Source organism: Vibrio penaeicida, from assembly GCF_030689305.1.
GTDB lineage: Bacteria > Pseudomonadota > Gammaproteobacteria > Enterobacterales > Vibrionaceae > Vibrio > Vibrio penaeicida_B.
This window is the reverse complement of record NZ_JAUYVM010000014.1, coordinates 146,119-164,531: the sequence shown is the minus strand read 5'-3', so window position 1 is coordinate 164,531 and position 18,413 is coordinate 146,119. Positions and strand designations below refer to the sequence as shown.

The 18,413-nt window shown below is 43.4% G+C and carries 24 protein-coding genes; 16 read left to right on the top strand and 8 right to left on the bottom strand.

The genetic code is table 11. The features are described 5' to 3' along the window. Positions 1-267 (bottom strand): PAS domain-containing protein (locus tag Q8W40_RS20505; protein WP_305399849.1); only part of this gene is annotated, 267 nt, incomplete at its 3' end. 252 nt (positions 268-519) lie between these two features. Here Q8W40_RS20505 and Q8W40_RS20500 point away from each other — a divergent pair. After that, on the top strand, positions 520-2,190 hold the full coding sequence (locus Q8W40_RS20500; protein WP_305399848.1) for an amidohydrolase: 1,671 nt from the start codon (positions 520-522) through the stop codon (positions 2,188-2,190). Positions 2,191-2,307: 117 nt separating this feature from the next. On the opposite strand, the gene Q8W40_RS20495 is transcribed toward Q8W40_RS20500, so the two are convergent. Next, entirely contained in the window at positions 2,308-3,225 is a 918-nt protein-coding gene (locus tag Q8W40_RS20495) for a LysR family transcriptional regulator (protein ID WP_101111767.1), read from the bottom strand. A gap of 109 nt (positions 3,226-3,334) precedes the next feature. On the opposite strand from Q8W40_RS20495, the gene Q8W40_RS20490 reads away from it, so the two are divergent. The 4 genes from Q8W40_RS20490 (at position 3,335) to Q8W40_RS20475 (ending at position 6,551) form a co-directional block, all read left to right on the top strand. Next, the gene (locus Q8W40_RS20490) at positions 3,335-4,192 is read left to right on the top strand and encodes a TauD/TfdA dioxygenase family protein (protein ID WP_305399847.1); all 858 of its coding nucleotides are present in this window, start codon (positions 3,335-3,337) and stop codon (positions 4,190-4,192) included. Positions 4,193-4,265: 73 nt separating this feature from the next. Beyond that, the gene (locus Q8W40_RS20485; protein WP_101111765.1) at positions 4,266-5,084 is read left to right on the top strand and encodes a TSUP family transporter; all 819 of its coding nucleotides are present in this window, start codon (positions 4,266-4,268) and stop codon (positions 5,082-5,084) included. A 105-nt stretch (positions 5,085-5,189) separates the two neighbouring features. Continuing rightward, a complete protein-coding gene (locus tag Q8W40_RS20480) occupies positions 5,190-5,792 on the top strand; it encodes a TfoX/Sxy family protein (RefSeq protein WP_224055693.1) in 603 nt (200 codons plus the stop codon). Positions 5,793-5,984: 192 nt separating this feature from the next. Continuing rightward, complete coding sequence (locus Q8W40_RS20475) at positions 5,985-6,551, top strand: SOS response-associated peptidase (RefSeq protein ID WP_305399845.1); 567 nt, start codon at positions 5,985-5,987, stop codon at positions 6,549-6,551. A 58-nt stretch (positions 6,552-6,609) separates the two neighbouring features. Here the strand turns inward: Q8W40_RS20475 and Q8W40_RS20470 are convergent, their stop codons facing one another. From Q8W40_RS20470 to Q8W40_RS20460, 3 genes are all read right to left on the bottom strand, one after another. Continuing rightward, positions 6,610-6,993, bottom strand: a complete 384-nt coding sequence (locus tag Q8W40_RS20470) for a hypothetical protein (protein ID WP_305399844.1) — start codon at positions 6,991-6,993, stop codon at positions 6,610-6,612. A 95-nt stretch (positions 6,994-7,088) separates the two neighbouring features. Next, on the bottom strand, positions 7,089-7,910 hold the full coding sequence (locus tag Q8W40_RS20465) for a helix-turn-helix transcriptional regulator (RefSeq protein ID WP_305399842.1): 822 nt from the start codon (positions 7,908-7,910) through the stop codon (positions 7,089-7,091). A gap of 3 nt (positions 7,911-7,913) precedes the next feature. Further along, positions 7,914-8,516: a LysE family translocator gene (locus Q8W40_RS20460; protein WP_305399841.1), complete on the bottom strand. Its 603-nt coding sequence runs from the start codon at positions 8,514-8,516 to the stop codon at positions 7,914-7,916. Between the two features lie 179 nt (positions 8,517-8,695). Between Q8W40_RS20460 and Q8W40_RS20455 the strand changes: the two genes are divergently transcribed. The 6 genes from Q8W40_RS20455 (at position 8,696) to Q8W40_RS20430 (ending at position 12,516) form a co-directional block, all read left to right on the top strand. Beyond that, positions 8,696-9,184: an RDD family protein gene (locus Q8W40_RS20455; protein ID WP_305399839.1), complete on the top strand. Its 489-nt coding sequence runs from the start codon at positions 8,696-8,698 to the stop codon at positions 9,182-9,184. 86 nt (positions 9,185-9,270) lie between these two features. Next, complete coding sequence (locus tag Q8W40_RS20450) at positions 9,271-9,714, top strand: GNAT family N-acetyltransferase (RefSeq protein WP_305399837.1); 444 nt, start codon at positions 9,271-9,273, stop codon at positions 9,712-9,714. Between the two features lie 59 nt (positions 9,715-9,773). Then, positions 9,774-10,466, top strand: coding sequence for an alpha/beta fold hydrolase (locus Q8W40_RS20445; RefSeq protein WP_305399836.1), 693 nt, complete (start codon positions 9,774-9,776; stop codon positions 10,464-10,466). 135 nt (positions 10,467-10,601) lie between these two features. Next, positions 10,602-11,612 carry a hypothetical protein gene (locus Q8W40_RS20440; RefSeq protein WP_305399834.1) on the top strand — a complete coding sequence of 337 codons (1,011 nt, stop codon included), beginning with the start codon at positions 10,602-10,604 and terminating at the stop codon, positions 11,610-11,612. A gap of 14 nt (positions 11,613-11,626) precedes the next feature. After that, on the top strand, positions 11,627-11,911 hold the full coding sequence (locus tag Q8W40_RS20435) for a hypothetical protein (RefSeq protein WP_305399832.1): 285 nt from the start codon (positions 11,627-11,629) through the stop codon (positions 11,909-11,911). 41 nt (positions 11,912-11,952) lie between these two features. Next, on the top strand, positions 11,953-12,516 hold the full coding sequence (locus tag Q8W40_RS20430; RefSeq protein WP_305399830.1) for a GNAT family N-acetyltransferase: 564 nt from the start codon (positions 11,953-11,955) through the stop codon (positions 12,514-12,516). Positions 12,517-12,616: 100 nt separating this feature from the next. On the opposite strand, the gene Q8W40_RS20425 is transcribed toward Q8W40_RS20430, so the two are convergent. Together Q8W40_RS20425 and Q8W40_RS20420 are read right to left on the bottom strand one after the other, a co-directional pair. Next, positions 12,617-13,162 (bottom strand): redoxin domain-containing protein, encoded by a 546-nt coding sequence (locus Q8W40_RS20425; protein WP_305399828.1) that lies wholly within the window; start codon positions 13,160-13,162, stop codon positions 12,617-12,619. A gap of 18 nt (positions 13,163-13,180) precedes the next feature. Next, complete coding sequence (locus Q8W40_RS20420; RefSeq protein WP_305399827.1) at positions 13,181-13,948, bottom strand: hypothetical protein; 768 nt, start codon at positions 13,946-13,948, stop codon at positions 13,181-13,183. A 137-nt stretch (positions 13,949-14,085) separates the two neighbouring features. Between Q8W40_RS20420 and Q8W40_RS20415 the strand changes: the two genes are divergently transcribed. The 3 genes from Q8W40_RS20415 (at position 14,086) to Q8W40_RS20405 (ending at position 16,095) form a co-directional block, all read left to right on the top strand. After that, positions 14,086-14,658 (top strand): MarR family winged helix-turn-helix transcriptional regulator, encoded by a 573-nt coding sequence (locus tag Q8W40_RS20415; RefSeq protein WP_305399826.1) that lies wholly within the window; start codon positions 14,086-14,088, stop codon positions 14,656-14,658. Positions 14,659-14,818: 160 nt separating this feature from the next. Beyond that, on the top strand, positions 14,819-15,502 hold the full coding sequence (locus tag Q8W40_RS20410) for a hypothetical protein (protein ID WP_305399824.1): 684 nt from the start codon (positions 14,819-14,821) through the stop codon (positions 15,500-15,502). Then, positions 15,499-16,095, top strand: coding sequence for an HAD family hydrolase (locus Q8W40_RS20405; protein WP_305399822.1), 597 nt, complete (start codon positions 15,499-15,501; stop codon positions 16,093-16,095). The genes Q8W40_RS20410 and Q8W40_RS20405 overlap by 4 nt, the downstream gene beginning before the upstream one ends. A gap of 61 nt (positions 16,096-16,156) precedes the next feature. On the opposite strand, the gene Q8W40_RS20400 is transcribed toward Q8W40_RS20405, so the two are convergent. Beyond that, positions 16,157-16,819, bottom strand: coding sequence for a CatA-like O-acetyltransferase (locus tag Q8W40_RS20400; protein WP_305399820.1), 663 nt, complete (start codon positions 16,817-16,819; stop codon positions 16,157-16,159). A 185-nt stretch (positions 16,820-17,004) separates the two neighbouring features. Here Q8W40_RS20400 and Q8W40_RS20395 point away from each other — a divergent pair, with 185 nt between their 5' ends. Together Q8W40_RS20395 and Q8W40_RS20390 are read left to right on the top strand one after the other, a co-directional pair. Then, positions 17,005-17,772, top strand: coding sequence for an alpha/beta fold hydrolase (locus Q8W40_RS20395; protein WP_305399819.1), 768 nt, complete (start codon positions 17,005-17,007; stop codon positions 17,770-17,772). 18 nt (positions 17,773-17,790) lie between these two features. Next, positions 17,791-18,357, top strand: coding sequence for a chloramphenicol phosphotransferase CPT family protein (locus tag Q8W40_RS20390; RefSeq protein WP_305399817.1), 567 nt, complete (start codon positions 17,791-17,793; stop codon positions 18,355-18,357). Positions 18,358-18,413 lie beyond the last annotated feature (56 nt).

Genomic DNA, 18,413 nt, shown 5'->3' with positions numbered 1-18,413 from the left:
ATTCTTGGTTCGATTTTTCACAATCCCTCGCCAAGCATTACCCTTCTTTAGGTGCGACCACATATCAGCAAACGCCGCTTTTGGCATGTCGGTGTGGCGAACAAGGTTATGGTTCTGCCCTAAAAGCTCACTCTCTTCAAAACCAGCGACTCTACAAAAGGCAGGGTTACAATATGTGATAACGCCCTTTAAGTCGGTTGTAGAAACAAGCTGTTCATTTTCACCTACTAGAACTTCTTGAGCTGATTTTGAAAGGGTTTGAGGCATGTGATTTTTATTCCATATGAGCAATTTGTTGGGCCCAATATAATCACAACAATTGTGAGGAATACAAAATAAAATTCTACAAAAGTAAATTTATATGATCAGTAGCTCATAAAATCCCCACATTGATTTTAATTTGAGCTTTAAAAAAAATAATCTTACATTTGATTCTTATCTCGTTTAGTTATTTCTCATAGCGGAAGCCATCTTAGAATGACCTATTATATAGACTTAGGTCTCACTTGGAGTGTTGGAATGGCACGTCTAACTGTTTGGTGTTCATTACTTTTTATTTGTTTTCCTTCCTTTGCCGTTTTAAAAGCGGATTCTGTTGTGCGTAACGCCAATATTTATACAGGGAAAGGCTTTCGTGTCTCTGCGATGGCGATCCGAGAAGGAAAAATTGACTATCTTGGAAGTGAAGCCAGTGTAGAAGATTATATTGACGTTGAAACCAAAATCATAAACGCCAACGGTGCGTTAGTTTTACCGGGGTTTATTGATAACCATAACCACGTTTTTGAATCGGCATCCGAAGTGGGCGGCGACTGTTATGTGGATCCAGACGTTTTTCTTGAAGAACAAATCCCCTATTTACGCTATTGCAAAGAATATGGAGAGAAGCAAAAGTGGATCATTGGGTACGGCTTTCAACTCGATCATATTCTGCATAAATCGAACAAACGCACTCCGTTAGAGGTACTTGATAGTGTGTTTCCAGATAAGCCAGTGGTTCTCATGGAGCAAACGTCACACTCTATGTGGGTTAATTCCGCAGCCCTTGCTGCTGCCAATTTTACTGCGAAAACACCCCATCCTGCTGGCGGGCGTATTCTGAAAGACAAACGCACAGGTAAGCTCAACGGCATTTTATTGGATAACGCTGGAGACGTGATCATGGAGCTTGCTTGGAACAGCTCCGATAACCTTTTCGAAGCCAGTTACAGAGGGCTTATAAATGGGTTAAACGAGACCGCACAGCATGGTATTACCACCATTGGTGATGGACGGATGTATTGGAAGCGAGGCTGGCTAGAAGTTTGGCAGCAGGCGGAAATCAATGGTGCTTTAACCGCTAGAGTATCTCTTCGTCCGTGGATCTATCCTCAAGATGACATGCTTAAGCAAATGAAATACTTAGAGCGCATTTATCGGAACGATGATCAAGGCTGGTTACGCATTGATCAGGTAAAAATGTACAGTGACGGAATATTGATTAATGGCACGGCGAAAACGTTGGCACCGTATTTGTTTTCTTACATGCCTAAAAGTAAAGATGGGTTGTACTACATTCCACCGGGCGAAATGGAAGAGTGGCTACATTTGTTAAATGGCATTGGTTATGGCGCTCACATCCACGCGATTGGCGACAAAGCCGTCCGAGCGTCGCTAGATGCGATTGAAAGCCTAGATAATCGAGCCAGAACCGCTTCCTACACGCTAACGCACGTTGAGATGATAAATAAAAAAGACATACCGAGATTTGCGAGGCTGGGTGTGACAGCAGACATGCAAGTTGGGTCTGACTACATTGCACAACAAGACCATGATTGGGCGAAGCCATTTATTGGAAAGAAACGTATCCACGATCTGATGCCTTTGAACAAGCTATATCGTTCAGGGGCGAATGTTAGCTTGAGCAGTGATTGGAATGTCCATCCGATCAGCCCATTAGCGGGTATTGCCAATAGCCTAAAAATGGGGGAGCAGGGGCTTCCCGATATCGATGCTGCGATAAAAGCGTACACTCAAAACCCTGCGATAAGCTTAGGGATAGAGCATTTAACGGGCACACTCGAAGTAGGCAAATCCGCTGACCTAGTCATACTCGGAGACGACATTACAAAAATGTCTCCTGAAGATATCCCTTACGCACCTATTTGGCTCACCATGGTGATGGGGAATATTGTTTTCTTACTTGAGTGATTATTTACTTGAGTATTTGTTTACAAGAGTAATTTTTATGTGAGTGGTTCTTTCTCCTGCGAATTAACCTCAAGCTTTGCTGAACCTATGCCTTGTTAAACTTATGCTTTGTCGAACCTATGCTTTATTAAACCATGGTCGGTTTGAAAGACGCGCTTTAATAAAGTCTAAGAATAAGTTCACTTTCAATGGACGTTGTTGTCTGTCATCAGACACTAGCGCCACCACATCGGCTCTTGGAATAGGGAAGTCTGGTAAGAGTGAAACCAGCTCACCGGATTTGAGTTCTTTGGTCACATCCCACTCTGAACGTTGGATGATTCCTTTTCCATCCACAGCCCAATCTTTAATAACTTGCCCTACATTACTGGATAATTTGGGGTGAATTCTTACCCCTGTGAGTGGCTGATTGCTGGTGGCTTCAAACTTCCACATGGTCACATCTTCATCATTTTCTCGCAATGCGATACATTGATGCTTGTGCAAATCTTGCGGACAGAGCAAAGGTGGCGAATTTCTCAAGTATTGAGGAGATGCGAGCAAAAGGCGTCGATTTTCTGCAAGATGTATGCATTTGAGTGAAGAGTTCTTAAGTTCACCAATGTAAACCATTACATCCGGATGTTGCCGGTCTGTCCAGCGCGGTATGTCTGAAAGAGTCAGGTCGATATCAATATTTGTGTATCGTTCTTGAAACTCTGTGACAAGAGGAGCAATGTAATCGATGCCAAATCCTAATGGGGACAATACCCTCAATTCTCCCTCAATGACTTGTTTGTCAGCGAGTATTTCATTCTGTAATGATTCAATGTCTACAAGTAGCTTGCGCCCCCGTTTGGCCAGCTTTTCCCCTTCTTCAGTGAGTGTTGTAGAACGAACGCTTCTTTCAACTAATTTTACATTTAATTTTTTTTCCAGTGCCTGCAACCTTTGCGAAATACTTGGGGGGGTTACGTTGAGCGTTCTGGCAGCCGCAGCCAATGAAGGGCTGTTGGCGATCGTATCGAAAAATTCAAGGTCCTGTGAAGTAAGCATTAAGTTCAACCTTAATATTGGAGTTAGATATGATTAATTTAACTACATGTTGAAAATTGATACTAATAATGGCGTCGCATAATTAAACAAAAAGACGGACTTAACGATCATGGACAAGGTTGCAACACCACAATTTAAGATAGAAACGCGTGTCAGGCGATTGGCACCTCATATGGGCTTAGAAGTTGAAGGGTTGAAATTAGCAGAGCTGGATGAAGATGGGCTTATCTTCGTTAAAGAGCTGATGCTAGAAAACAAAGTATTGGTTTTTAGAGATCAATTTATTTCATCTGAAGACTTGATGGCATTTTCAAACAAATTAGGTGAAGTTCAAAAGTACCCATTCTCAAGCGGAATTGAAGGGCACCCAAATATCGTAGAAATACGAAAAGAACCTCACCAGCAAGAAAACTTTAGCGGGATGTGGCATGTGGATTCCACTTATTTGGATAGCCCACCCGATTTTACCATTTTGACCGCTCGAGCTACGCCTGAAGTAGGCGGTGATACGGTTTTCTCTGACAGCCAAACGGCGTTCAGTCGATTATCGAGTGGGATGAAGGAGTTCTTGTTGAACAATGATGCTGTGTATATTTCGAACAAGCATCAGTCAGCAAAACAAAAGACTCCACATTTAACCAATTTTAGTGAGATTGCTACAGCGAATGCGTCGTTTGAAGCAATCCACCCAGCAGCAAAAATTAACGAAGATACAGGCAATCCCTCTATATACGTTAATAAGGAGCACACACACAAATTTGCCAACATGACTGTAGAAGAAAGTACCCCAATACTAGAGTACCTCTACGAATATGTTGCAAGACCCGAGTTCACCACCCGCATTAAGTGGGAAAATGGCACGGTTGTTATGTGGGACAACCGGTCGGTGCAACACCATGCGGTAAACGATTACTATGGTTCATTACGTGTAATGCACCGTGTAATTGTGAATCGCAGAACGTCCTAAATCCATGTTTTACCGAGCCTTGGTCAATGGTACAAGGCTCGGCTTTTTTTTGCCCTGTACGGAGTTTTGACAAATGGAGCTGTCGCTTTTTAGTGTATCTGAAAGTGTTTTAATTTGGCTGTTTTGCGCTGCATTGATTGCTGGCATCGTGGATGCGATTGCTGGTGGTGGTGGGCTAATAACAGTGCCAAGTATGATGCTAGCAGGTATACCACCACTGGTTGTATTAGGAACCAACAGATTACAGGCAGTCATAGGTGAAACCACAGCGTTGATTACCTATTGGCTAAATAAAGAGATAAAACTCAAAGGATTTGGATTTGGCATTTTAACCACGGCAATAGGGGCAGTTTTAGGCTCTTATTCGGTGAGTTTGTTTTCAAAAGAAGTACTGCAACTTCTTCTGCCAGTTCTAATGGTGTGCATTACATTTTATTCGATTTTATCGAAAAGAATTAAAAACAACGTAGCGGCTGAAGCCAAGATTTCCAATCGTCGATTCATGTTGATTTGTGGATTAGCGATTGGGTTCTATAACGGTTTTTTTGGTCCAGGTACTGGTTCGATCTGGATGGTGGCTTTCGTGATCCTTTTAGGTGTCACGATCAAGCAAGCAACCATCGCTACAAAACCGCTGAACCTCATGGGTAACTTGGTCTCTTTACTGTTTTTTATAGGGCTAGGTTCCGTGGACTACACACTAGGACTTGTAATGGGCGCTGGACAGATTTTAGGTTCAGTCGTCGGAAGCAAAATCGTAATCCATAACGGCGATAAAGTGGTTCGCCCAGTCTTTATCACCGTTACATTACTCATGACAGTCAAATTGATTGTCGACAGTGACCATCACATGTTCGTATCTGAAACGATGGCACTGATATCCAAGCTATAAATGGCTTGAAACGTAAGGAAACATCACACATTTGTGAAGCCAGTATGAGGGTGCTGGCGTTTCCTGAGGCATAACGCCAAGGATGTAATAAAAGGGGGAAAGGGTATGAACGTAAATGTTGATTCAACCATACTCATCGCGCAGCGATTTGGACGCGTAAGCTCTCGTGCAATGTTTGGAGGCACAGGGATTTTCTGTAACGATGTCATTTTCGCGGTGGCCCGTGATGAACATGTTTTTCTAAGGGCAGGAGACCAACTCAAAGGCCAATTGGTTGCAATGGGTTGTGGTGAATGCCAACCAGAGCCACAAATGAAGGGCGATTTTAAAATTGCCGCACATTATTTTTCATTATTCTCTGAGCTTGATGAGGTCACATTTATCGAGGCGGTTCATTTGTCTATCGAAGCCGCTAACCGTGATCATCGAGCCAACCAACCTCTGCGGTTGTTGCCAAATGTTCGTCGTCTGCATCTTAAGTTGTTCCGCAGAATTGGCATAGGTTCTATGACGGAACTTCAACAAGATTCTACCGCAGATATCGTGAGCAAAATCGTAAAGCTCGGGCTTGATTTGGATGTGTCGCCTAAGCTGCTTTACGAAATTGAAGGGGCGAGAACAGGTCAACATTGGACGGTTCTACCCGAAGAAGAAAAGCGCAGGTTAGATGCCGATTATCAAATGATCGTAGGCAAGCAAGCGTCTTGACTGAGACTTTTCAATGCATCGTATGATGTAGTACTGAGTAAGTGATAGTCATTGTGCCTATTGCGATGGCAGCACGTAATAATCTACTCGTTTGGCAGATCTTCGGATCTGCTTTTTTTATTTTCATTTTTACAAATAGGTATGACGTAAAAACCGCAGACTATACTGAATCTGAAGGAATCAGTGGAAATTATGATGTGCGGCAGACTTAATGTTATGGACGATCCATTTGCTCAGCAGGTTTGTGAGCAGCTTGGTATTCGATTTTTGACACAACCCAACTCCGATGTCAGACCAACAGATACGCTTGCTGTGGTAGGCGCAGCCTCATTTGGTTTACAACAATACGACCTTAGCTGGGGTATCAAGCCCCATTGGGCTAAAAAAGTCATCATTAATGCGCAAGCAGAAACGGTTGCTTCCAAGCCGACGTTTCGAAGCGCTTATGAATCGTCACGCGTGGTAGTGCCCTGCAGTGGTTGGTATGAATGGGTATCACGTGAAGGTTTAAAGCAAAAGTACCTTTTCGAACCACCAAAAGATGAACCGCTTTATATGGCTGCGATTGGGTTAGAGTCCATGAACAATGTTGTTACATTAACGACTAAACCCGATAAAGTTTACGAACCTTACCACCATCGAATGCCGCTTCTCATCCCACCTAGCGAAGTAGACCGGTGGCTATGTGCGCCTTCAGTCGACACCACCGATTTACTTGAACATTCCGGTGACTTGCTTTTGAAAGTCACAAAGTGTTGATTTATCCCTGCTAATTTTGCTAAGTAACCCGAACTCGGGATAAGAGGTTAGTAGCCTACTAGTCTTTTATCACGTTGCAGCACCCGCTATAGGCTTCCTGACCGTGTACAAGGAGTATCGTCTCGTATTGATATACTTTATCGCTCATGTCATCAGAGCAGGTATGAGTGTCGGCTAACGCTATAACAATCTGTTGGTGAAACTGGTCGTCCTCAGCGGTAATGACCCATTTATTGGTGTGATTATCGGTCTCTATAGCTTGTGTAACGCTGACCGAGAATGCGTCGGTAGAGAGCGATTTGAATGATGCTTTTTTCGGCGTGACTTCTAGGTACCAATCGGGCTCACTGCCTACGCAGTTCAATACGTCACTGGGGATAGACATCTCTTCAGCTGCAACATGGACGTTAAACATCATTAGGCTTAAAAGAAGTGTTCGCATCACCTTTTCCTTCCCATATTCTATAGAATCGATAGTAGATTCGACTCTATATCGAACTACTTTTCATATGCAACTGTGTGTTTTTGGTGTGCGAGCTAGGTAATAAAAAAGGATTGATAAAGCTTAGGGGTGATCGCCAAACGTTTTTTGAAATGACGTTGAAAATGCGCCTGATCAGAAAACCCAGTTTCAGAGGCGGTATCGGCTAAAGATAACCCACGTTTAAGTAGAGATTTTGCTTTGATTATCCGTTGGTCTAATTGGTAGGCATGAGGAGAAACGCCATACCGCCGATTGAATGCTCGAATCAGCTGGTATCGACTCATGTCTACTTCGCTTGCAAGCTTATCCAGTGCGACATTGACTTCCAATTGGTCACACAGCATCTCTGCTGCCCGATTCAATTTTGATTCCGTTTTCAGGGGCTTATTGAGGCTTGGGCTAACAGGATGTTCAAAGATACTTGCCAAATATTCAACCATCAGTGTTTCAGTCACCAACGCGTTTTTCTCTGATAAAAGCGATTGATAGAGCTGATGAAATAACCGATACAAATCAGAGCGTTGTTCGTATTGATGGAAGAAAGGTTGGTAATCCACACCGCTTTTTTTGGTCCACTCTTGCTGTAATTTGCCAATCCACTGGGTATCGACAAATAGCATTCGATAAGACCACTGCGTTTTGTCTGGATTGCAAGAATGCATGTCTCCGGGGTTAATCGTCACAGTGTGACCTTGATGCACCTGATGGGTGTGATTCAGGTTGCGATAGCTTGCACATCCACCATCGATAACACCAAAAGAAAACTCATCGTGGGAGTGAGCTTGATAGCATGCGAATGAATCAGACGCTGTGCGTATTTCGACAAATGGTAGGCTTTGAGATTGGGTCAAAAATACTGAATCATCTTGCTTCATGTTTTAACTCCACCACATCCCTATCACCGTTACCGTTAATAGCAAACCCATTGTCCAATTGAATGCTCTTTGACGCTGAGCGCTATTGAGCCATTGACCGATAGCTTGCCCAAAACATGCCCAAATACCGACACCAAAAAGGCAAACTACTAAAGAGATAGTGACGAATAGCGGTAAATGCAAGTCTTGGGTACTGCTACCTGCAACAAACAAAGACACGCCAGACGAGGCGTAAAGCCATGCTTTAGGGTTCAATACTTGAGTTAATGCACCCTTGCCAAACCCTGGCGCATGCTGCCCGATATTCGTCGCCTTCAGCGGTTCAGGGGAAGCGGTAGCGATTTTATACGCTAAATAGATCAAGAAAGCCGACCCGACCAATTTAAGGTAGAAAGTAAATGCAGGCAGGGTTAGTAAAAGTGAACCAATCGTTAGCCCACTGAGCAGCACAACAATTGCGTAAGAAACAGATGCGCCAACGACATAAACCGAAGCCTTGCGTAAGCCGTATTGAGCGCCAGATGCCGCAGCAATAATATTCACCGGACCAGGTGTCGCCGCGCCAGCAAACGCGAAGACAATCATAGACAAGACTAAAGACTCCATTCTGTATTTCCTTGAGTGACGTGGAAAGACAAACGTATCGAGATTGCTGACTGAAGTATTGAACGAAATTGCGGGGCACATCTAATAGAACCTTCGCTCAGCCGTTTCATTTCACCAATGAAACCGCTAGATTTTTTCGTTCACGTTTAATTTTTAATAGAGTAAATGGATACGGTTAAATGAAAATCGAACCGACAGTCGGTGATGTAAAAGCTGTAGAGATGGCGGATACCAATCCAGAACAAATTCGACAGGGAAAACGGGGAGAGGATATGGAAGATACGCGTATTCTAGCGAGCCCCGGTAGGCGATATGTTGGGCAAATAATAGATGGTGCTATTTCTTGGGCGATTTTTCTCACGGTAATGGCCGTAACGGACTATTTGCAGGTTGGAAGCGATGTTGAAGTCCTGACTTCCATTGCTGCTGCCGCCACCTATTTTATATTCTCGGATGCCCTACCACGGGGTAAAAGCATCGGGAAATTGGTATTGGGTATGTCGACCATCAACAAATCTACGGGTAAAAGCTGTACCTTGTGGCGCGCATTTTTACGCAATATTTTATCGCCCATAATTGGCACTATCGACGCTCTCTTTATATTGGGTAAAGGTCGGCAAAGAATAGGGGATAAATTAGCGAATGCGATTGTAGTGTTAGATAAATAAAGTTTTTGTAATCAACAAGTTGTTTTCATAAACTCTGAACACGACAATGTCGGAATAATTGGCTTAATTAAAGAACGGATTTTTATATGGATATAATTAAAGCAAGTGCAGAAAATGTCGCTATGGTAGCGGACCTATTTAACCAATATCGAGTCTTTTATGGTCATGAAAGTGATATCGGTGTCGCGACGGCGTTTATTCAAGAGAGGCTCGAAAACAACGAATCTGTCGTCTTTCTTGCATTGAATGAGCAAGGTGAAGGTATCGGGTTTACCCAGCTTTACCCGACGTTTTCATCAGTTTCCGCGCAGCGCTCTTGGATTTTAAATGATCTGTTTGTTACAGGGGATGCGAGAGGTCAAGGCGCAGGAAAAGCACTAATGAACGCTGCAAAAGAGCTAGCAATCAGTACCAATGCCAAAGGTCTAGCCCTTGAAACCGCACACGATAATCTCACAGCGCAAAAGCTATATGAATCTTTAGGGTATGAACGAGATACGGCCTACTATAGCTACTTTTTGAGTGTATAAAATTCAGAGATATTAAAAAGTTAAGAGACATTATCTCAGTGACCTGATACGTTAAGTTCATGCGTAAAACTCTCTATCTAATCCCTGGCACGATGTGCAATGAAAAACTATGGTCTGAGTTATCGAACTACCTAGTCGATGACTTTGACCTAGTTCATTTGCCAATTCCCAATGACAAAAGCTTTGATGAAATTACCGAGTATTATAGTGAAACCTTAAAAGGCGACGAACTTAACCTCATCGGTTTTTCATTGGGTGGCTACAGTGCAGGGCATTTCACCCATCAATACCCAGACCGCGTTTCTAACCTTATAGTAATATCGAACGGCTTAACCGAATTGCCATCCGCTGAGGTAAAACAAAGAAACCATGTACTTCAGTATGTTAAAGCAAAAGGGTATTCAGGTATTAGCCGCACGAAAGTCTCCGCTCTATTGGATGAAAGTAAGCGGACTGATTCACTTATTGAGCAAATACAGGAAATGGATCGCGAGTTGGGTATCGACACCTTTTTAAGTCAATACCACCATACGACTCATCGGAAAGATTTGTATCAAGAACTTGCTTGCGCACCCTGCAACACGTTCATTTTTTGCAGCGAGAAAGACAAACTGGTCGACTTAAGCTGGTATAACGAAGCGACATTTCTGGCGTCGAGTATTTCAGTCACTAGAATCTCAGGAAGTGGTCATATGCTGCCATTAGAAAACCCTGAACAGCTGGCAAAATACATCCAGCATTGCCTAGCCTGAAAACCAAGTGATGTCTGCTGACACAAAAAGCTTTACGTGACCGAGTATCGATCTTTAATATCCTATTATCGCTCACGATGGTTGAATACGAACAAGTTGCTTGCCCTTTCCTTGCTGCTTTGGGAGTAAATCGATATGTCTACCTTTCAGCGCCATCATATTCCTTTTGTCTACTTTCTTACTATTTCGCTGTTTTGGGCGATGTTTTACCAATCTACACCGATCCACTCATCGATAGATAAGTTGTTCAATATTGCTGGCGACAAACCAGAGTGGTTTTTGTTGCTCGATGGCATTATCGTGTTGCCGATTCTCTGTTTTATGTGCATCAAAGATAAAAAAGAAGCGGGAACCAAAGCAGCCGTGTATGTAGGTGTACTCGTTGTTTTGGGTAGCTTTATTATTCCCGAAGACTCAAAAGTTTTATGGTCGCACCTTGAATTTGCTCGTTACTTGATTGCTCCGTTACTGCTTGCGGTAGAAGTTTTCGCAATGTTGATGGTTTTTCTTACCATCAAATCGTTACTTAAGAAGAATTCCGACCCCGATGAAGCAATATCAACCTCCGTCGAGGGTGTATTTGGGCACGGCATATTTAGTAAATGGGTATGTTTCGAAATTCGCGTGTGGTCATACGCATTATTCTCTAGCAAAATGAAAACGGAGGATTTCCAAGGTAATTCACATTTTCATGGGCACCTGAAAGATGGTACAAAAAGTAATCTTCTTGGGTTTATTTTTATCATTTTATTTGAAGTCCCGATTACCCACGTTCTTGTGCACTTCTGGATATCTCCTTTTGCCGCTAATGCTTTGACCATACTGACATTACTTGGCATGCACTTTTTCATTGCGGAATACAAAGCGCTATCTATACGACCTATTTCTTTAGACAAAAATCAGATTTATGTCCGCTACGGAGTATGGCATCCGAGAGTGATCCAATACGCTGACATCTGTGAGGTTAATGTATGGGACCAAGCTGTAAAACGCGCTAAAGAAGTGAAGGTTTATAACGTAATGGGTGTTCCTAACGTAGAAATTAAACTAAAGTCGGGCGAGCGTGTTTATTTAGGGGTGAATGAACCTAGCAGCTTTATCAAAGAAGTTAATTTTGCGGTATTATGTTTTCATAATAATCAATAAAACGAGAGATGGCGATGAATGCATTGGAGCACAAATTTAAGCGTTGGAAACTAAAGCGTGAAGCGGGAAAAGTTCGGTACATTTTCAATTGGACCATTTTCTCTGGTTTCATTGCCTTACTGGCAGCGTACTCGATACCAGCATTATCGAAGCACGATGTTTCGGCCTTAGTGAGTTTGTCGCAAGCGGCTGGGATTGGCTTAGGTGGCGGCTTTGTTTTCGGTGCTCTGAGTTGGTTTATCAATGAAACTTGGTACCAAAACGAGCTGAAAAAACGAGAAGAAGACGAAAATAATTGAAAGTAGAGTAAGGCTAATCTTCTAGAGGAGAATGTCCGGATTTGAAAGTTCATAGAACTGCCTCAGATATCAATGTTAGGTCTGTTCGAAAGTCAGATACGACTTCTCTTTTTAAAAATTATTTGGGAAGGGAAGAAACAACCCAATACCTTGCTCGAAAAGCGTTTGCTAATGAAGATGAGGTGTCAGTGGCTCTCAAAAAATGGTCCCAATCCAACCTGAAAACCTCTTCAAAAATTAAAGTATCTGTCGCGGAATGTAATCAAACGTCCGAAGTGATAGGTATGCTTGTCTTTATCTTTAACGGTACACATGCTGAAATTCATTTTGGTATTTCGCCTGATCATCAAAATAGAGGTCTGGCGACTCAATTATGCTTGGTTGGAATCGAAATACTAAAAGGAAGCGGTATTAGCGAGATTCGAACTCACCCATATGTAAATCACGTTGCGAGTATCCGAGTCTTAGAAAAATGTGGCTTCGTTAAAGCAGGCGTTTTGAGGGAATACGTCGTGTTCCCTGCTATGGGAAATGTGTATCAGGATTGCGCAGATATGAGGTTACACCTCAAGGGGGATATGCCTAACGCAGTTTCAAATAATTGAACTGAGGACACAACATAAAAAGAGGCGTGGAAGGAAAGTGGAAGCACCACGCCTAAAGGTTTGGATCGGATGACTCATGTGGAATATTGCATCATATCGACTAGTTTGTTGAGCATTTTTCTTCGTCGCAGCTCAAGCCTTTGTTTTTATCTCCAGACAATGAATGATCCGCCTCTATGTACTGTTCATGCAGCAATGAAGTGATCATTTTCCCAACCATCATATCTTCGATGATCCCATGATGCGTAAACCGGATCTGACCCGATTTATCGATCAACACCAATGTAGGTGTGCCGGGTAATCCGTACTCTGCCATTGTGAGCGGGATATCACCGCCAGAAGGCGCATCAATTCCGATCGGAAACGTTAACCGATATTCGTGGACGAAGGCTTTTAGTGACTCTAGCTGCATACCTTGATGATGCTCAAATACGGTATGTAACCCAATCACTTGTACATCATCATCTTTAAAAAACTGATGGATTTTAGAAGCCTGAGGCAAGCCGTGGCTGACACATCCAGGGCAAAGCATTTGGAATGTATGCAGTACAACTACTTTTCCTCGCAAATCTCTTAGCTCAATCGGGATATCAGAATTAAGCCAGCCCGCCGTTTTTAGTTCAGGTGCTAGTGGTAATGATTTCATTGTTTTTCCTTATTTAGGTTACTTGGGTATAACAACGCCCGGCAGGCTTAGATCACCAGAGGCGACATCAAACACATCAACAATGCAAAGAAGCGGTGAATGCGCGCTTGCATTGACTCTTAAACCAGACGTAACCCCATCAAATTTGGCCAATTTGACGGCATCGATATCATCGAATTGAACCTGCACGTTCAGCGTATTGCCGTCAAAGTTAGGGGTGTAATCGGGGCTATCAATCAGTAACGGCAAGCCTGGCCATGTGTCTGGTACTTTGGGCTTACTTCCCTCTGGAATATCAACGACTCCGAGAGCGCCTGGTCCACATTGTTCATTAGGCTGCAATACCACCCAGTGACTGTGCCAAACGTCCCCGTCGTTTGCTTTGTCGCCATCGCCGTTTTCATCGTAAAGAGGGGTATCGTCAAAATCGGGGTGGGATGTGACTGCGAAAGCCAAAATGCCCGCATCATCTTCAAACCCGATTTGCCCGCTGTTCATGGTGGTCGGCCAAACGTAAGAAAAAACGTCGCTCCCTGCTAGCTTTCCTGTTGGGGTCGGTTTAACGCTCCCCGCTTTGTCGGATACGGCAATATGAAATGTTGCCGTGTTGCCCTCCGTCGTGATTTTGGTGTGGATAATGTCAAATGCAGAGAGTACGGAATCACTGGTGCCCGATTGGATCCCACCCGTATGTTTTGAATGGGCAACCGTATGGGCGGAGGTGACCAGCAATGCAGATGCAATCAGTATCGACGACGTCTTTTTGACTAAGTTTAATTTGCTCATGCTACTTCCTTCGATATAGCTACTTTTGGTTTAGGTTCTTGGGTTATAGTGTTTGTTTGGTATCGACTCGATACAAATAGATCTAACAGTAAATAAATAAACTTGTCAATAAGGTTTTGAGTCGATACTATTTAGGTATGAATACTTATCTTGTTCATCAGTTGCTTGATCGAATCGGCAACCTCGTTAGAAATGAAACCCGTGCTGGTTTAACCGAGCATGGGTTACAGCCCGTCCAGCTAGATGCGCTCCACTATTTGGCTATTTGTAATCGGTTTTCCGATACACCCAAAGCGGTGACGGAGTATTTAGGGTTGACGAAAGGAACCGTATCTCAAAGCCTTAAAGTATTGGAAAACAAGGGTTATATAGAAAAACTTGCCGACGCAGATGACAAAAGAGTTACGCATTTAGTGGTATCCCAAAAAGGACGAGATCTGGTTGATGGTTGTTTTCCTTCCCAAGCCCTAACGCGTGCATTAGCGGCCGATGGCGATTCGGTTTCAGATTTGCGCCCAGACCTCTTACAGGAGCAACTGCAATTGCTCCTGTCGTCAATTCAAAAACAGAACCACTTCCGCACATTTGGCGTTTGCGCTAGCTGTACCCATAACTACCCCCTTTCTGATGGCTCTCATCTCTGTGGACTTACCCAGGCTCCATTAAGCAAAGTGGACATTAATTTGATCTGCATTGAGCACTGTGCGTAAACCTAATCTCACCTGAAAATATGGCGCTCACGACGCTCGTCGCACTAAGTCAAATGAACTCAATATCTTGAGGATGTTTGGATTCAAATATGTGATATGTTTCATTTGGATTCACTATCGGTAGAAGTGACTTGGATATAAATTTAGGCGAGGTGACATAGTGCAAAAGTTTTTCATTGTTTTGGCTACGACGGGGTTGCTTTCAGGCTGTGTATTTATGACGCCAACAGAGGCGGAGCCCACCTTTCTGAAAAACAGCCAACGCTTTGAAGTGAAGGGGCGAGAAGGGTGGATGCCAGGAAAGAATATTCATTTTGGCGAATACTCCAGTGACGTCAGTAAAAGCAAAATTACGGGGCAGAGAGACGTGTATTTTAGCGGCCCGTACTTGGAAGAAGATGATTCTCGCACGGTCAGTATTAAGCAATTTGGTCCAAACAATACGTCGGCTTCTTTGGAGTACAAGCAATACTGCATTGTGAAGGGGTATCGTCCTCCTTACGATGAAAAACCTGAATATGAAAGCATCAAGGTCACTCACGATCCCAATATCGGCGTATTAACATTCAATAATAAGCAATGGACGTTGAATGCTATGAAGCTGACAGATGATGCTGGAAATACATTTAGCATTTCATCAGGTGCGATATCATTGAACAGTAAAATAGTCTCGGAATACACCTTAGGGCATTGGACTGGCGGTTTGAACAACGCAGACTACATTTGGCTAGATGAGACAGCCGCGAAAGAGACAAAAATGATCGCTGCAACCTTGATGACCTACCTCTCCACTGTGGAGCCACTGCCTTGTGAAATGCGACTTAAACCGGACAACGGCGAATGAATCTAGCACTGTTTGATTTTGATGGCACCATCACCAGCGAAGACACCTACACAAAATTTATTTTTTATTCTACGCCCAAGGTCAGAATGGGGATCGGCTTACTGCTGGTATGGCCGATCATTTTTCTTTATAAGCTTGGATGGCTGCAAGCCTCTATAACGCGCCCTATTTTGTCTAAGGTGGCATTTTGGCATCGAAAAGAAAAGGATGTCACGCTAATCGCTAACCAGTATGCGAGCGAATATCTGACTACGATTATCCGACCGGAAGCAGCAGAAAAGCTCCGCTGGCACCAAGCACAAGGAGACAAAATAGTCTTGGTTTCGGCATCGCTTGATGTGTACTTAAAAATTTGGTGCCAATCCTATGGCATCTCACTTGTGTGTAGCGAACTAGAAGTCAAAAATGGTCGCTATACTGGGCGGTACAGTCAAGGGGACTGCAGTAAAGAAAACAAAGTCACATTGCTAAAACGCACAGTCGCGCTGGAAGAGTTCGATAAAATATACGCGTATGGTGATACCTATGAAGATTTGCCAATGCTCGCGCTTGCGGACGAAAAATGGTACCAGTGGGAAATCGTGAACGAGTAAGTTTTGTTTTGGGTATACATATGGGAGCGCTGGGCTCCCATTTTTCGATCTAGCCTAAGGATTAAAGCATTTCTTCCAGCAGCTTTTCTGGCTCGGCTAAGTATTGCTGCAGTTTTTTGTAGTACATGGAAATATGCCAACCGTCCATAAGTGCGTGGTTCGCTTGTACCGACACAGGCATATCGACGTAACCGTCCTTATCGATGATCTTCCCCCATGAAACCAGAGGAATAGTCGAGGGAATATTTAAATTAACTGGGTGAACAAAGGAGGTAAACCGCAACCAAGGCAAGCACGATGTGTAGATAACATCATCACTTTCCAGTTTGGTTTCCAACATGATTTCTTGTGAAATTCGAGATTTCTCGGATTCGATCAAATCATTAAACTCGTTAAAAGATTCGCCTTTTTCGACCTCCCCAAAGCTAAAAAGCGGCGGTTTTTTTGTCATTGCGATAAATCCAAACCGCAAAGACTCGTATTCTACTATTTCTTCACCATGTGCCCTCAATCTAAACTCCCTAATGTCATTAGCCGCTGCCAATACCGCGTAAGAAACCAAATTGAAGATCGAAATCGAGTGTGTTTTGGCATAGTAAAATGAGTTGGTAAGTTCTACCTCTGCACAAAACCCAACATAGGGAAAATCCCTTTGGCTGAAATGATCATAATGCGGGGCTCGCCCCCACGTACTTTTATCTATAACTCTTGCTGACGTTGTCATACTCAATTCCTAGCGTGTGTTTTTGTGTGATCGTTATGAGCTTAATTGCATTTAATGACGATACCTTCAGATAAACCCGAAAATCAAATTTTCTTCGTGGTGCCTCTAAACATAAGTACTTGCTGACAAAATCTGACACATAAGTCGAATAGGATATCGACATTCCAATAGAATCAGAGGCTTTTATGTACCAGAGAAAAGGGATTATCGAGATAGATAATGCAAATATTTACTACGAAGTCAGTGGCAATCCCAATGGCAAACCCTTGCTGATGATTCATGGCGGGTTAGGGTGCATGTACGACTTGATGCCACTGCTGGATTATGTTCCCGAAGACTACAAAGTGATATTGGTCGATTTACGTGGGCATGGTCAATCCACGTTAGGGGAAGCGGCATTAAGTTATGAACGTTATCAACAAGACGTAGAGCAGTTGCTGATGTTGTTGAACATATCGACGTATTCCGTTTTTGGATTCAGCGACGGCGGAACAGTAGCGTATCGCCTTGCCGCAAGTCAGCCGGAATTAGTGGAACAAATAGTAACGTTAGGCTCGCATTGGCGGTTGCCACAAAACGATTCATCGGAAGAGATATTGGGTTCGGTTTCGGAGATGATGTGGCGAGAGCAATTTCCCGAAGATGTCGCGAGATATGAAGAAATCAACCCAAGCCCAGATTTCGGTGCACTGATAGAAAAAGTAAAAGCAGTATGGTTAGATAAAACCTCGACTGGTTACCCAAGTGAGTCAATTCAGCGGATTGGTTGCCCATCACTGGTTATACGCGGTAATAATGATTTTTTATTGTCGGCGAACGAGGCACTCTTAGCTGTTAATCAATTGCCAGACGCAGAGTTTATGAATGTACCTTTTTCTGCCCACGCAACACACCAAGAATTCCCTGAAGTGGTCGGTCTTGCATTGAACCGTTTCTTATCATTTACATTGTAAATTTGAAGAGATTAGAGAATGGATGTCATCTTACTGAATGGTCCGAGTAGCAGCGGAAAAAGCAGTATCGCAAAGGCTTTGCAAGAAACGTTAGATGCGCCATATCTAATCATTGGCATCGATACGTTCATCTCTATGATGCCAGAAAGGACCAATATGCTCGGTGATACTACCGAAACCGCAGAAGGTTTTTACTGGGAAACGCAAAAGACCAGTGGAGAGCCAATTTACCGAGTCCGGAAAGGGGCATATGGCTCACAGGTGAACGATGCATACAGAACAACGGTTAAGCACCTAGCGGAGAGTGGGTTAAAGGTGATTGTGGATGAGGTGGCGGATGGAAACCAAGAGATTGAAATATGGCGGAATTTATTGGAAGAACACCACTGCTTTTATGTCGGAATCAAATGCAGTGAAGCGGTTTTAGAGCAGAGAGAATTGGCTCGCGGCGACCGAAAAGTCGGGTCTGCACTAGAGCAGATGCAGCGAGTGCATCGTGGAGTGAACTACGATCTGGTTATCGATACAACATCAGCATCGCCTCAAGAATGTGCATTGATGATTACAGCGGCAATCAAGCCTTAGTCTAAAAACTTTTAATGCGGTCGGTATTATATACAAGCATCAAGATCACTGTAAGC